The organism is Microbulbifer sp. (genome assembly GCF_036563125.1).
Lineage (GTDB): Bacteria > Pseudomonadota > Gammaproteobacteria > Pseudomonadales > Cellvibrionaceae > Microbulbifer.
The window spans coordinates 24222-38488 of the sequence record NZ_DATCMV010000155.1 but is presented as its reverse complement, the minus strand read 5'-3'; the positions used below and the strand labels follow the sequence as shown (position 1 = coordinate 38488).

Here is a 14267-nt window from a genome sequence, read left to right as displayed (position 1 = left end):
GTCGAATTCCTATAAAAATAATCTGCCGCAAGGTGAACATTTCATGAACAACTACAAGCTCAGCCTCGGTCTGATGACCGCGGCCATGCTGACTGCAGGGCACGGCTACGCCGCCGTAGACTGCACATCGCTGCCGACATGGAGCGCAAACCAGTCTTATTCCGGTGGCGCCCAGGTCCAGCACAATGGCAATGCCTACCAAGCAAACTGGTGGACCAGCAATCACAACCCGGAGCAGTTTTCCGGCCAGTACCAGGAGTGGAGCCTGCTCGGTGCCTGTGAAGGTGACGTGGACCCGCTGCTGCCTCCCGAGGGTTCCATCAGCGCGCCCGCCGCAGGTTCTTTGTTCAACAAAAATGACAACGTTGTCATATCTGTTTCCGCCAGTGATGCGGATGGGCAGGTCACTACAGTTGAGTTTTTCGTCGACGATACACTGATCGCGACCGACACCGCGGCGCCCTGGCAGGCCTCCTGGACTGCGGCCACCGTGGGTAGCGCGTCGCTTACCGCGCGCATCGTCGACAACGACGATCTGTCCACCACCACCGCACCTGTGTCGATTACTGTAGAAGACGTGGTTGTGGGCCCGGTGCCGCCGTCGGTCAGCCTCAGCGCACCGGCGAACGGTTCTAGCCATGTTACCGGTGCCAGCCTCACCATCAGTGCCAACGCCTCTGACAGCGATGGCAGTGTCAGCAAGGTGGAGTTCTTCGTCGACGGCAACCTGATCGCCACCGATACCAGTGCCCCCTACAGCACCGCATGGACCGCCACTCTCGGCAGCCACACCATTTCCGCGACCGCCACCGACAATGACGACCTCAGCGCCAGTGCCGAAGCCACCATCAGTGTTGCCGACGAGCAGATCGTCGTCGGCGATCATCCCTGCCGCCCGGACGGGCTCTACACCACCCCGGGTACCGCGCCCAACTACTGCGACATCTACGACGCAGAGGGACGCGAGGATATGGGGGCCGATCACCCACGCCGCATCATCGGCTATTTCACCAGCTGGCGTAATGGCGCCAACGGCCAGCCGAGCTACCTGGTGAAAGACATTCCCTGGGGCAAGATCACCCATATCAACTACGCCTTCGCCCATGTCGGCAGCGATTACTCCGTATCCGTCGGCAACACCGACAACCCGGACAACCCGGCCACCGGTATGGAATGGCCAGGCATCGCCGGCGCGGAAACCGATCCTGATTACACCTACAAGGGCCACTTCAATCAGCTGTCCAAATTCAAGGAACAGTACCCGGAGGTGAAAACCCTGGTGTCTGTGGGCGGCTGGGCCGAGACCGGTGGCCACTTCAACGATAACGGCGATCGCGTGGCCGACGGCGGCTTCTACAGCATGACCACCAATGCGGACGGCAGCATCAACCACACCGGGATCGAGACCTTTGCCAATTCCGCGGTGAGCTTTATCCGCAAATACGGCTTCGAAGGGGTGGATATCGACTACGAATATCCCACCTCCATGAACGACGCCGGCAACCCGCTGGACTTCGGTATCTCCAACCCGCTGCGCGGCGGCTTGATGAATTCCTACGTGGAGCTGATGCGCGTACTGCGGGAAAAACTGGATCAGGCGGGACAGGCAGACGGCACCCACTACATGCTGACCATTGCCTCGCCGTCTTCCGGTTACCTGCTGCGCGGTATGGAAACCATGCAGATCACCCAGTACCTGGATTACGTCAACATCATGACCTACGACCTGCACGGGGCGTGGAATGAATACGTTGGCCACAATTCGGCGCTGTTCGACAACGGCAACGATCCGGAGCTGGCGGCGGCGAGTGTGTACACCACCTCCCAGTACGGTGGTATCGGCTACCTGAACATCGACTGGGCAGTGAAATACTTCCGCGGCTCGATGCCCGCAGGCCGTATCAATGTGGGTATTCCGTACTACACCCGCGGCTGGCAGGGCGTGACCGGTGGCAACAGCGGTCTCGGCGGCTCAGCGGCACTGCCGGCACAGTCCCAGTGCCCCGAAGGTACCGGCGGCGCTTCCGACTGTGGCAACGGCGCCATCGGCATCGACAACATGTGGCACGACCTGGACGCGGCCGGCAACGAGATGGGCGCGGGCTCCAACCCCATGTGGCACGCCAAGAACCTGGAAAACGGCATCCTCGGCAGCTACGTGGGCGACTATGGCCTGGATCCTGCCAACGACGCGGACGACGCGCTTACCGGCACCTATGTGCGCAACTATGACAGCGTCTCCGAAGCACCGTGGCTGTGGAACGCACAGAAGAACGTGTTCATCTCCACCGAAGATGAGGAGTCCATGGACGCCAAGGTGCAATACGTCATCGACCAAGGCGTGGGCGGCATCATGTTTTGGGAGCTGGCCGGCGACTACGACTGGGATGCGGCGAAGGGCGAGTACTACATGGGCGACACCCTCACCACCCTCGCCTACGACAAGTTCGCCAGCGCCGCCAAGTACCGCCACCTGCGTAGCGACCGTGTCATTCCGCAGGAAGCACTGGACATCGGTATCGAGATCACCGAGTTCAAACTGGGCGACCAGAATTACCCGCTGAATCCAAAGCTGTACATCACCAACAACACCGGCGGCACTCTGCCCGGTGGCACCGTGTTCGAGTTCGATATGCCGACCTCCACCTCCAACATCATCACCGACCAGAGCGGTGCCGGTCTGGAAGTGATTGAAGACGGCGCCAATGCCGGCGGCGGTAACGTGGGCGGCCTGGAACACGAATTCCACCGCGTGCGCTTCAGTCTCCCCGCCTGGCAGAACCTGGCAGACGGTGAAACCTGGGACATGACCCTGAACTACTACCTGCCGGTCTCCGGCCCGCAGGCCTACACCGCCACCGTAAACGGCAGCACCTACGCCCTGGCTTTTGAGTATCCCGACCTGCCGCTGGGTGAACTCAGCAGCAGTGGCGGCGGCAGCTCGAGTGGCGGCAGCTCCAGCGGCAGTGGCGGTCAAACCTGCTCCAGTGCCGGCGTCAGCACCGCGGGCCTCGTGACCTATCCCGAGTGGCCGCGCGGCAGCTACGCCGTCGGTGGTGACCAGATCATCCACGACGGCAGCGTGTTCAAAGCCAACTGGTGGACCCAGTCGGTACCGGGCACCGCCGATGGCAGCTGGTCTTTCGTCTGCTCAATCTGACATGAAAGTGAAAAAGAAATCACCGGCCGGCGACGCAGCGCCGGCCCCCTCTCACAGGATGGGTAGCAGTAACGTTTAAATCTCTCTGCGTTGTGACCATAGGAACTCCTGTACAGGAAATGCTCCTATCTTCGCCCCGGTTTCGGCCGGGGCTTTTTTCGTTTAATGATGTGACAAAAAAACGCAAAAAATATAAGGAAATCACCATGAAATATTTTTCATCCCTTCGCACCCGGCACCTTGCCGCCGTGATCGGTGCACTCGTGCTCACCGGTTGCGGCGTTCGCGACGGTGGCAGCGAACAGGCCACCGTAGTGCCTTCCGCGGATATGACGGCCTCAGGAACAGGCGACAAGATATTTTTTGACGATTTCTCTTATCAATCGCTGGAGGCGATGGCAAATAACCAGTGGAAAGCCCGCAGTGAAACCGGTCATCCCGGCGTCACCGGTGCGCGCTGGTCCGGCGATGGCATCAGCTTTCTGGCGGATGCGGAAAACCCGGACAACATCCTGCTGCGCATGACTTCCTCCACCGATGGCAGTGGCGAGAACACCCAGCACACCCAGTTCTGCCACCAGCGCAAATATCTCGCCGGCACCTACGCCGCGCGGGTTTTCTTCCGCGACGAGCCGACCTCCGGCCCGGATGGTGACCAGATTATCGAGACCTTCTACACCATCAGCCCGCTGAAGGCCGACATGGACCCGGATTACAGCGAGATGGATTTTGAATATCTTGCCAACGGTGGTTGGGGCGAACCGGACAACGCCCTGTTTGCCACCAGCTGGGAAACGTTCAAGCTGAACCCGTTTGAAAAAGACAACGAGTACACCACCAAGCCCGGCAGCTTCTCTGGCTGGCATACCCTGGTGCTGCAGGCCGCAGACAACCAGCTCCGCTATTTTGTTGACGGGGTACAGTTCGCCGAGCACAGTGAACATGTATTTCCGGAGGAACCCATGTCGATCAACTTCAACCTGTGGTTTACCCAGGAAGGGCTGATCGACTCAACAGAGTTCCGTACCTATCAGCAGGAAGTGGACTGGGTTTACCACATCGCCGATCAGGTGCTGAGCGCAGAGCAGGTCGAGCAGGAAGTACAGCGCCTGCGCTCTCAGCAGGTTGCCTTCACCGATAGCGTGCCGGACTGGAGTCCGAAACTGGAGTCTCCCTGCGGCCTCTGAATAAGCGCAATACATTCCCTGCATGTGGAGTGGCTTGTGGCCGTCCCGCATGTTTAGTTACGACAAAATTGACTGAATTAAGAAGTAGTAATCATGGTCAGTAAAAAACAGCGACTCGCGTCGGTAGACGCCCTGCGCGGCTTCGACATGTTCTGGATCATCGGTGGTGAGGCGCTGTTTCTGCCTCTGTTCGCACTCACCGGCTGGTCCATCTTCCACTTTGGCCACGGGCAGATGCAGCACACCCAGTGGCACGGTTTCAGTTTTTACGACCTGATTTTCCCACTGTTTATTTTCCTCTCCGGCGTCACCCTAGGGCTCGCCAACAAATCCTTGCGCGGCCTGACTCTCGAGCAGCGAAGCCCGGTTTATCGCAAGGCGATTAAACGCCTGTTCCTGCTGATATTACTGGGCATCGTTTACAACCACGGCTGGGGAACGGGTATTCCGGCAGATCTCGGTGAAATCCGCTACGCGAGTGTACTCGCGCGTATCGGTTTCGCCTGGTTCTTTGCGGCGATGATCGTCTGGCACTTTGGTGTGCGCACCCAGTACGGCATCGCCGCAGGCATTCTCGCAGGTTACTGGCTGTTGCAGGCTTCTGCCGGTGACTTCACCCCGACGGGCTCGGTCAATGCGTGGGTTGACCAGCACTTTTTACCGGGTATTACCTACCAGCACCGCGCCTATGACCCCGAAGGCCTGCTCTCCACCATCCCCGCCATCGTCAATGCGCTGTTCGGCGTGTTCGCCGGTCACTGGCTCGCCAGGCACGCGGGCAATCATGTCGCAATACTCAAGGGCCTGTTTATCGGTGCGGCGATCTGTCTGGTTGCGGGCTACCTGTGGCACTGGGTGTATCCGGTGAACAAGGAGCTGTGGACAAGTTCGTTTGTACTGATTACCTGCGGCTGCTGCCTGCTACTGCTGGGTATTTTTTACCTGCTGGTGGATATGTGGCACTGGAAAACCTTCACCTATTTTTTCTCGGTGATCGGCTGCAATGCGATTCTGGTGTACCTCGGCACCAGTCTGGTTAACTGGCAGTACAGTAGTAAGAGTCTGTCTGGAGGGATTGCGGCTGCCCTTTCTGAGCCGGCAGGCGCTCTGGTAATTGCTGTCGGAGTAATTCTGCTACAGTGGCTGGTGTTAAGGTTTCTATACAAGCGCGGGATTTTTATCAGCCCTTGAGGCATTGCCACCATACGTCTACCCAAATTTCTGGCGGAAAGCCCGAATGGCTTCGAAGCTGGTCCGTTGGCGGCAAAGCACTGGGTACGGGCTTTCAATTCGAACTCTTAACTCTGTTGAAAGCTTTCTTCGCACGAACGAAGTGAAAATGTCTAAGCGAAGGGAAAGTGCCGGGGATCCGTTTTCGAAAACGGATACCCGGTGCTTTGCCGCCACCGGGATAACTAAGCGGAACCACAGACTCTTAGGCGAGTACTCAGTATGGAAATTTCCGTTGAACTGCCTCGACTATGGGCTGATTCGCATCCGGAAATTCATAGTCAGAGAGTTCAGAAGCGGTAACCCAAGCCAAGGCCTGACCCTCCACACCCCGCGCTTCGCCGGAAAATTCCGTTACACACCAGGTATCGAGAAACACCTGTTTCTCGCCGTAGTCGTGGCGCACTTCGATGAGTTTCTCCATCGCCACCACGCCGATATCCAGCTCCTCGCGCAACTCACGCATCATCGCCTGCTGGATAGACTCGCCCTCTTCGACCTTGCCGCCGGGAAACTCCCAACGCCCGCCCATATGCAAATGGTCGGGGCGCTTGGCCAGTAGGATGCGCCCATCGCCGCCGATGATCACGCCCACCGCGACGTGCACACACTTCTTGTGCAGCGACTCCGCCATCAGGTGCGGTACTCCGCGTTGATGGTGACGTAATCGTGGGAGAAGTCGCAGGTCCAGATATGCTCGGAGACATCACCGCGCTGCAGGTCCACGGTAATGGTGAAGTCGGACTGTTGGAATACCTTCTTGCCCTGCTCCTCCGTATAGCCCTCCGCACGGCCACCGGCGTCTACGATCTGCACATCGTCCAGAAACACGTTGACCTTGCCGGTATCCAGGTTATCCACACCCGCATTGCCAATCGCCATGATCAGGCGGCCCCAGTTGGGATCGGAGGCGTACATGGCGGTTTTCACCAGCGGTGACTCGCCGATTTCAAATGCCACCCGCAGCGCTTCCTCGGAGCTCGCGGCGTTGTTCACCTGTACGGTGACAAACTTGGTCGCACCCTCGCCGTCGCGGACGATGGCCTGGGCCAGTTCGATATGTACCTCCACAATGGCCGCCTTCAGGCGCGCGTAGGCGTCACTGTGGGTATCCGCGATTACTTCGCCGGTGGCGCCACTGGCGATCAGTACACAGGCGTCGTTGGTGGAGGTATCGCCATCGATACTGATGCGGTTGAAGGATTGTCCCACCGCCTCTTTCACCAGCTGATCCAGCATCGGCTGCGGAATGGCCGCATCGGTGGCCACATAGGCCAGCATGGTGGCCATGTTCGGCTGGATCATGCCCGCGCCCTTGGCGATGCCCACAACGGAAACCGTTTCGCCGGCAATTTCCAGCGTACGGCTCGCGGTTTTCGGGCGGGTGTCAGTGGTCATGATGGCGCGCGAGGCCATCTCCCAGCCATCGGCGCGCAGGCCGCTGGCCGCCGCTGGCAGCGCGTCGAGAATTTTCTGAACTGGCAAGTGCTCCCCGATCACGCCGGTGCTGAACGGCAGCACCTGCGCGGCGTCGATGCCGAGCACAGCGGCAAGGCCTTCACAGCACTGCTGCGCGTTCTGCAGGCCGCGCTCGCCGGTTGCGGCATTGGCATTGCCGGCGTTGATCAGCAGCGCGCGGATATTGCCGCGCCGGATATGTTCTTTCGCCACCAGTACCGGCGCCGCACAGAAGGCATTCTGGGTGAAGGTCGCGGAGACGCTGGCGCCCTCGGCGATTTCGATCAGCAGGACGTCGTCGCGCTGCCAGTTTTTGATTTTGGCGGGGACGGCGGAGAGACGGACACCGGGAATCTGGGGGAGTGGCTGCGCCATGGTCATTGGCCTTGTGAATTGAACAAACGGGGCGGAATTATATAAACGGGATGCGCCAAACAAAAAGGCCCGGGGATTTCTCCGCGGGCCTTTTTTCATTGTTTACTGCAGTGCTTTCGTATCCACCACCGGATCATCAGGTGGTGGAAGAGGTCAGCTTGCCGTGGCACTGCTTGTACTTCTTGCCGGAACCACAGGGACAGGGATCGTTGCGCCCCACGCGTGGGCCGCGACGCATCGGCTCGGCGTCAGCGGACTCTTCCGCCTGTGGCATGGCAGACGCCTGAGCGTGTTGCAGCTCCAGTTGCTGGCGGCGCTGGGCCTCCAGGCGGCGCTGTTCCATCTCTTCCATCTGCTCGCGGGTCATCGGCTCAACATGGGCCAGTACACGCACCACTTCGTGCTTGAGACTGTCCAGCAGTCCCTGGAACAAGTGGAAGGACTCGCGCTTGAACTCCTGCTTGGGGTTCTTGTTGGCGTAGGCACGCAGGCCGATGCCAGCGCGCAGGTGGTCCATGCTGGCGAGATGGTCTTTCCACAGCTGATCCAGTACCTGCAGCATGACCTGGCGCTCGATGGTGGGCATCAGGTTGGCATCGCCGGTGCTTTCCGCAATGCGCGCCAGCTTGCGCTGGTACGCCTGCTCGGCCTCGGCGACGATTTTCTCGCGCAGGCTCTCTTCGTGCAGGGTACGGTCTTCATCCAGCCACTGCTTCACCGGAAGTTGCAGGCCCAGTTCAGAGGCCAGCTGCTGTTCCAATGCGGGAATATCCCACTGTTCTTCCACACTCTGCGGCGGCATGTGCGTAGAGATCAGGTCGTTCACCACATCCTCGCGGATGGCGGTAATGGTATCGCTGATGTTTTCCGCTTCCAGCAGCTCATTGCGCTGGGAGTAGATGACCTGGCGCTGGTCGTTGGCGACATCGTCGTATTCCAGCAGCTGCTTGCGGATATCGAAGTTACGGCCCTCTACGCGACGCTGCGCCTTCTCGATGGCATTGGAAACCATACGGTGCTCAATGGCCTCTCCGCGTTCCATGCCCAGCATCTGCATGAAGTTCTTCACCCGGTCAGAGGCGAAGATGCGCATGAGGTTGTCTTCCAGCGACAGGTAGAAGCGGGTCATACCGGGGTCGCCCTGGCGACCGGCGCGACCGCGCAGCTGGTTGTCGATACGGCGGGATTCGTGGCGCTCGGTACCGATGATGTGCAGGCCGCCAGCTTCAATGACCATCTCATGGCGTTTCTGCCACTCGGCCTTGATCGCGGCGATCTCTTCCGCAGAGGCCTCGCGACCCTCGCGCTGCTGCAGATCCTCGACATCCGCTTCCCAGTTACCGCCGAGCACGATGTCGGTACCCCGGCCGGCCATATTGGTGGCGATGGTGACGGTACCCGGGCGCCCGGCCTGGGCAATGATGTGAGCCTCGCGCTCGTGGTACTTGGCGTTCAGAACCTGGTGCTCGATCTTGGCCTTCTGCAGCAGGCGCGACATTTCCTCGGACGTCTCAATGGACGCGGTGCCCACCAGCACCGGCGCGTTTTTCTCGCGGCAGTATTTGATGTCCTCGATGATCGCTTCGAGTTTTTCCTCTTTGGTCAGATACACCAGGTCGTTGAGGTCCTGGCGCTGCTTTTCGCGGTTGGTGGGAATAACCACCACGTCGAGACCATAGATCTGGTGGAATTCGAAGGCCTCGGTATCCGCGGTACCGGTCATACCGGCCAGCTTCGGGTAGAAGCGGAACAGGTTCTGGAAGGTGGTGGACGCCAGGGTCTGGCTCTCGCTCTGGATCTGCACGTTCTCCTTCGCCTCCAGTGCCTGGTGCAGGCCCTCGGAGAGACGACGGCCGGGCATGGTGCGGCCGGTGTGTTCGTCGATCAGCACTACCTGGCCGTTCTGGACGATGTAATCCACATCCTTGTTGAACAACACATGGGCGCGCAGCGCGGCATTGACGTGGTGCATCAGGCCCAGATTGCCCGGGGCGTAGAGGGATTCGCCCTCGCGCAGCAGGCCATTGCGCACCAGCAGGTCTTCGATCAGCTGGTGGCCGTCTTCAGACATTTCCACCTGACGGGTCTTTTCGTCCACAGTGTAATGGCCTTCACCACCCTCTTCCGCGCGCTCCAGCTGCGGAACCAGCTTGTTCATCGCCATGTAAAGATGGGATGAGTCTTCCGCCTGACCGGAAATGATGAGCGGTGTGCGCGCTTCGTCGATCAGGATCGAGTCCACCTCGTCGACGATGGCGAAATTCTGTGGGCGCTGTACCCGGTCTTCCTTGCGCAGCACCATGTTGTCGCGCAGGTAATCGAAACCGAATTCGTTGTTGGTGCCGTAGGTGATGTCCGACTCATAGGCCGCACGCTTTTCCAGCGGGTGCTGCTGGGACACCACGATACCCACGCTGAGGCCCAGGAATTCGTACACCGGACGCATCCAGTTCGCGTCGCGGCTGGCGAGGTAATCGTTCACGGTAACGATGTGGACACCCTTGCCTTCCAGCGCATTCAGGTAGGCGGGCAGGGTCGCCACCAGGGTTTTACCTTCACCGGTGCGCATCTCGGCAATGCGGCCTTCGTGCAGGGTCATACCGCCAATAAACTGCACATCAAAGTGGCGCATCCCCAGGGTACGGGAGCTGGCCTCGCGCACAGCGGCGAACGCCTCTGGCAGTATCTGATCCAGTGTTTCACCCTGCCCCAGGCGCTGTTTGAATTCGTCGGTCTTGGCTTTCAGCGCGGCATCGTCGAGCGCCTTGTATTCCTCTTCCAGCGCGTTGATTTTCGCCACTGCCTTGCGCATGCGCTTGAGTTCGCGGTCATTTTTTGAGCCGAAGACCGTCTTTATCAGTTTGCCAATCATTATTCAGAAACCACATTAAAGCTGAGTGTGCCCGCGTTCCCAGCGCTTTGGGGCCCGCGTGAAAGAGTGCAAGTAAACAGGAAGGCGCCAGGCGCCGCAACCGAATAGGGAACTGCGGGCGCCAGTGCAGGATTACAAGTCTCCTGCCGCGCAATGATAGAGGATAGTTGTTATCTACCGGTGCGGCGGATGTAGGTGGCAGGGTCTACCGGGCGGTTGTCTTTATAGACTTCGAAGTGCACGTGCGGGCCAGTGGAGCGACCACTGGAGCCCATCTGGGCGATTACCTGGCCTTTTTTGACCACATCGCCGAGTTTAACCTTGATATCACTGTTGTGACCGTAGCGGGTTTTGTAGCCATTACCGTGGTTGATTTCCACCAGTTGGCCGTAGCCACTGCGGTCTTCCGCCCAGGTCACTACACCCGCCGCCACCGAGACTACATCCGAGCCGCTCTTGCCCGCAAAGTCCACACCTTTATGCCAGGAGCGGCGACCACTGAAAGGGTCCGTGCGGTATCCATAGCGGGATGACATCCAGCCACGGGAAATCGGGCGACCGGCGATGAATTGCTCGTCCTGCAGCTGGCGGCTGGCCATCAGGGTGTCCAGGGTGGAGAGTTGCATCTGGCGGTCTTCGATCTGATCCGACAGCTCGCTGATCGCCTCGATAAATTCCGGCGGCTGGTAGGGCATTTCACCGGCACCGGCGATACCCGGATCTTCCGGACCGCCAACCGCAGGTGTGCTACCGAACTGGAATTCGCCCTCATCCAGCTTAGCCAGTGTGGTAAGGCGCTCGCCGAGCGCATCGAGACGGGTAAGGCGGGCCTGCATTTCCGCCAGTTTGACGGTCAGCGCGGTAAGCTGCTCGCGGGCCTGACGGTCCGCTTCAGTGATATCTTCCTGCTGCTTGCGCAGAGCCTTGTTCCAGGCCTTTACCGCACGGGAATCGAAAACATCGGACTCCGCCGCGGGCAAATTTGCACCAACCCACAGCGCACCGACAGGCAGACCAAGCAGGCAGAGGCTGAGCAGGGCTTTGCTCAGTCCACCAAAGTTGAAGCTGCGGGAGATGCCTCCGCGCTCACTGACCAGAATTACTTTCATATCAGGCGTGCTAGATCTGCGACATTTTGTTGTTGTATTGCTTGCTCACCGGAGGCATACACGGGCTTGCCTTCCACGGTGTCGGGACTGTCGCATCCTGCTGCGCCCCTGGCCATCCCAATGGCCGGATGCCGCCAATGTAACAGCAATTGGCAACACAAAAAGTTTACAAACGCACAAATCCACACAGGGTCCAAACTGCGCGGCAGGTACGTAAAGCGGTTACGTAAATTGATTACGTAAAAAAGCCGGTATTTGGGTACCGGCTTTACGAGTAGTTACACTGCCAGGATCGGCTTGACGTAAGAGATCGGCGCCTCTTGCTCGTCTTCAAACGTTACCATTTCCCAGGCATCTTCCTGCGCCATCAGGGTGCGCAGGGACTTGTTGTTCAGTGCGTGGCCGGACTTGAAGGCCTTGAACTCGCCAATGACGCTGGTACCCAGCAGGTACAGGTCGCCGATGGCGTCGAGAATTTTGTGTTTAACGAACTCATCTTCGTAACGCAGACCGCCCTCGTTGAGGATACGGTACTGGTCGATCACGATCGCGTTGTCCACGCTGCCGCCCTGCACCAAGCCCTTGGAACGCAGGTACTCGATTTCATGCATGAAACCGAAAGTGCGCGCGCGGCTCACTTCCTTCACGAAGGAGGTGCTGGAGAAATCCACGGAGGACGTCAGATTGCGCCCCTGGAATACCGGATGGTCGAAATCAATGGTGAAGGACACCTTGAAGCCATTGAACGGCAGGAAGCTGGCAACCTTATCGCCTTCTTCCACGGTTACCGGCTTCTTGATCCGCAGGAATTTCTTCGGAGCCGCTTGCTCCTGAATGCCCGCAGACTGGATAAGGAACACGAATGGACCAGCACTGCCGTCCATGATCGGAACTTCCTGGGCGGACAGTTCGACAATCGCATTGTCGATACCCAGACCCGCCATGGCGGACAGCAGGTGCTCAACGGTGGCAATACGCACGTCGCCTTTCACCAGAGTGGTGGAAAGCAGGGTGTCGCCCACGTTTTCGGCACGCGCTTCAATCTCAACTACCGGGTCGAGGTCAACCCGACGGAAGACGATACCGCTATTGACCGGCGCCGGCTTCAGGGTCAGAACGACCTTCTTGCCAGTGTGCAGACCAACGCCAGTGGCTCGAATGGCATTTTTGAGAGTGCGCTGTTTGATCATCTATATCCAGGTTCCCAGGTCGGTAGGCCGCGCACGAGTCGCAGCGAGCCGGCGATAATAACAGAAAATATACGCCAAAACTACAGATACCGCTTTAGTCATATCCGGGGTTCAGGCAAAGCCCGTCGTTCTATGAACAGGCCTCTGACTTTTCAAGCATAGCCCAGCGCGAAGACTGCAACGCCAAACAGCGCGCAGGACCGTCACATATTGTACGCTCTTACCAGTTCTACGACGGTTAACAAGTGTTAACTTCCGCCGAAAAACCTCTCAGCCACCCAATATTTTCCACAACATCCCTGAATTGCGCCTGAATACCTAGCGTCCCTGCCTGTCCTAGCTCTTCCTGACCCTGCGGTACCGATCACCTCCGCGAACGGTACCGCGCCCGGAAAGGGGGGCGGAGGCCCGACCTCACGGTCGGGCGAAGACATGAGCAGATGTTCCGCCCCACTCCCCGGGGCGGATCAGTCGGCCTGACGGCGCAGGAATGCGGGAATATCCAGGTATTCCATGTCCTGATCCGGGTTCAGCGGCGGCATGGAGCGCGGCTTGCGCTCGCCGTCCATACGGGTGCCACGCAGTTCCTGCTGAGTCTCGCGGGTGGGTTCACTGCTCACCGGACGTACGGTTTCGCGGGGTTCCGGGCGGCGCGCGCTGGTGTTATCCACAACCTTGGTCGGGCGCGCTACCTGCGCAGTTGCCTCGCCGAGACCGGCGGCCACTACGGTTACACGCATTTCGTCGCCCAGTTTGTCATCTACCGCGGTACCGATAACCACCGTGGCGTCGTCGGAGGCAATCTCCTGCACGATCTGGCCAACTTCGGAGTACTCACCCAGGGTCAGCTCCTGACAGCCGCCCTCTTCACTGCCGGTGATGATATTTACCAGGATACCGCGGGCGCCCTGCAGGTTGACGTTGTCCAGCAGCGGGCTGCGCACGGCTTTTTCCGCCGCTTCGCGCGCGCGGTTCTCACCGACGGCGGCGCCGGAGCCCATCATCGCCATACCCATCTCGGACATGACGGTGCGCACATCGGCAAAGTCCACGTTCATGATACCGGGGCGAATCATCAAGTCGGCAATGCCCTGCACCGCACCCAGCAGCACGTTGTCCGCTTCTTTGTAAGCGGCCTTCATGGTGATCTTGTTGCCGAGCACTTCCAGCAGGCGATCGTTGGGGATAGTGATCAGGGAATCCACCTTGTCGCGCAGCTCGAGGATGCCCTCTTCCGCCACGGTCGCGCGCTTGCGGCCCTCAATCATGAACGGGCGGGTAACCACCGCAACGGTGAGGATGCCCAGGTCCTTGGCGATTTCCGCCACGATCGGAGCACCACCGGTTCCGGTACCACCGCCCATACCCGCAGTAATGAACACCATATCTGCACCGGTCAGCACCTCAGCGATGCGCTCGCGGTCTTCCAGCGCGGACTGGCGGCCCACTTCCGGATTGGCACCGGCACCCAGGCCGCGGGTAATAGTGTTACCCAACTGCAGGATGGTGTGTGCCTGTACATCTTTCAGCGCCTGCGCATCGGTGTTGGCACAGATGAAGTCCACACCGTCGACATCGCACGCGATCATGTGCTTGACGGCATTACCGCCACCGCCACCAACACCGATCACTTTAATGACAGGTTTGTCCTGTACGCTATCTACGAGTTCGAACATTGCTGTTCCC

The 14267-nt window shown here is 59.3% G+C and carries 9 protein-coding genes; 3 read left to right on the top strand and 6 right to left on the bottom strand.

What is annotated here, in order from left to right; genetic code table 11:
• Nucleotides 1–43: 43 nt before the first annotated feature.
• From VIL80_RS13110 to nagX, 3 genes are all read left to right on the top strand, one after another.
• A complete protein-coding gene (locus VIL80_RS13110; protein ID WP_332036543.1) occupies nt 44–3160 on the top strand; it encodes a chitinase C-terminal domain-containing protein in 3117 nt (1038 codons plus the stop codon).
• 206 nt (nt 3161–3366) lie between these two features.
• The gene (locus VIL80_RS13105) at nt 3367–4347 is read left to right on the top strand and encodes a glycoside hydrolase family 16 protein (protein ID WP_332036542.1); all 981 of its coding nucleotides are present in this window, start codon (nt 3367–3369) and stop codon (nt 4345–4347) included.
• Nucleotides 4348–4440: 93 nt separating this feature from the next.
• A complete protein-coding gene (gene nagX / locus VIL80_RS13100) occupies nt 4441–5538 on the top strand; it encodes a transmembrane glucosamine N-acetyltransferase NagX (protein WP_332036541.1) in 1098 nt (365 codons plus the stop codon).
• A gap of 256 nt (nt 5539–5794) precedes the next feature.
• On the opposite strand, the gene mutT is transcribed toward nagX, so the two are convergent.
• From mutT to ftsZ, 6 genes are all read right to left on the bottom strand, one after another.
• On the bottom strand, nt 5795–6211 hold the full coding sequence (gene mutT, locus VIL80_RS13095; RefSeq protein ID WP_332036540.1) for an 8-oxo-dGTP diphosphatase MutT: 417 nt from the start codon (nt 6209–6211) through the stop codon (nt 5795–5797).
• The gene (argJ, locus tag VIL80_RS13090; RefSeq protein ID WP_332036539.1) at nt 6211–7410 is read right to left on the bottom strand and encodes a bifunctional glutamate N-acetyltransferase/amino-acid acetyltransferase ArgJ; all 1200 of its coding nucleotides are present in this window, start codon (nt 7408–7410) and stop codon (nt 6211–6213) included. The genes mutT and argJ overlap by 1 nt, the downstream gene beginning before the upstream one ends.
• Before the next feature lie 136 nt (nt 7411–7546).
• Nucleotides 7547–10282 (bottom strand): preprotein translocase subunit SecA, encoded by a 2736-nt coding sequence (secA, locus tag VIL80_RS13085; RefSeq protein ID WP_332036538.1) that lies wholly within the window; start codon nt 10280–10282, stop codon nt 7547–7549.
• A 170-nt stretch (nt 10283–10452) separates the two neighbouring features.
• On the bottom strand, nt 10453–11391 hold the full coding sequence (locus VIL80_RS13080) for a M23 family metallopeptidase (protein WP_332036537.1): 939 nt from the start codon (nt 11389–11391) through the stop codon (nt 10453–10455).
• Nucleotides 11392–11669: 278 nt separating this feature from the next.
• Nucleotides 11670–12581, bottom strand: a complete 912-nt coding sequence (gene lpxC / locus VIL80_RS13075) for a UDP-3-O-acyl-N-acetylglucosamine deacetylase (protein WP_318954889.1) — start codon at nt 12579–12581, stop codon at nt 11670–11672.
• A 467-nt stretch (nt 12582–13048) separates the two neighbouring features.
• A complete protein-coding gene (gene ftsZ, locus VIL80_RS13070; RefSeq protein WP_332036536.1) occupies nt 13049–14257 on the bottom strand; it encodes a cell division protein FtsZ in 1209 nt (402 codons plus the stop codon).
• Between the last annotated feature and the right edge of the window lie 10 nt (nt 14258–14267).

What these genes read in the sequence shown, in the direction of transcription:
- VIL80_RS13110 (WP_332036543.1), top strand. Translation starts at nt 44, where the DNA reads ATGAACAACTACAAGCTCAGCCTCGGTCTGATGACCGCGGCCATGCTG.
- VIL80_RS13105 (WP_332036542.1), top strand. Translation starts at nt 3,367, where the DNA reads ATGAAATATTTTTCATCCCTTCGCACCCGGCACCTTGCCGCCGTGATC.
- nagX (WP_332036541.1), top strand. Translation starts at nt 4,441, where the DNA reads ATGGTCAGTAAAAAACAGCGACTCGCGTCGGTAGACGCCCTGCGCGGC.
- mutT (WP_332036540.1), bottom strand. Translation starts at nt 6,211, where the DNA reads ATGGCGGAGTCGCTGCACAAGAAGTGTGTGCACGTCGCGGTGGGCGTG.
- argJ (WP_332036539.1), bottom strand. Translation starts at nt 7,410, where the DNA reads ATGGCGCAGCCACTCCCCCAGATTCCCGGTGTCCGTCTCTCCGCCGTC.
- secA (WP_332036538.1), bottom strand. Translation starts at nt 10,282, where the DNA reads ATGATTGGCAAACTGATAAAGACGGTCTTCGGCTCAAAAAATGACCGC.
- VIL80_RS13080 (WP_332036537.1), bottom strand. Translation starts at nt 11,391, where the DNA reads ATGAAAGTAATTCTGGTCAGTGAGCGCGGAGGCATCTCCCGCAGCTTC.
- lpxC (WP_318954889.1), bottom strand. Translation starts at nt 12,581, where the DNA reads ATGATCAAACAGCGCACTCTCAAAAATGCCATTCGAGCCACTGGCGTT.
- ftsZ (WP_332036536.1), bottom strand. Translation starts at nt 14,257, where the DNA reads ATGTTCGAACTCGTAGATAGCGTACAGGACAAACCTGTCATTAAAGTG.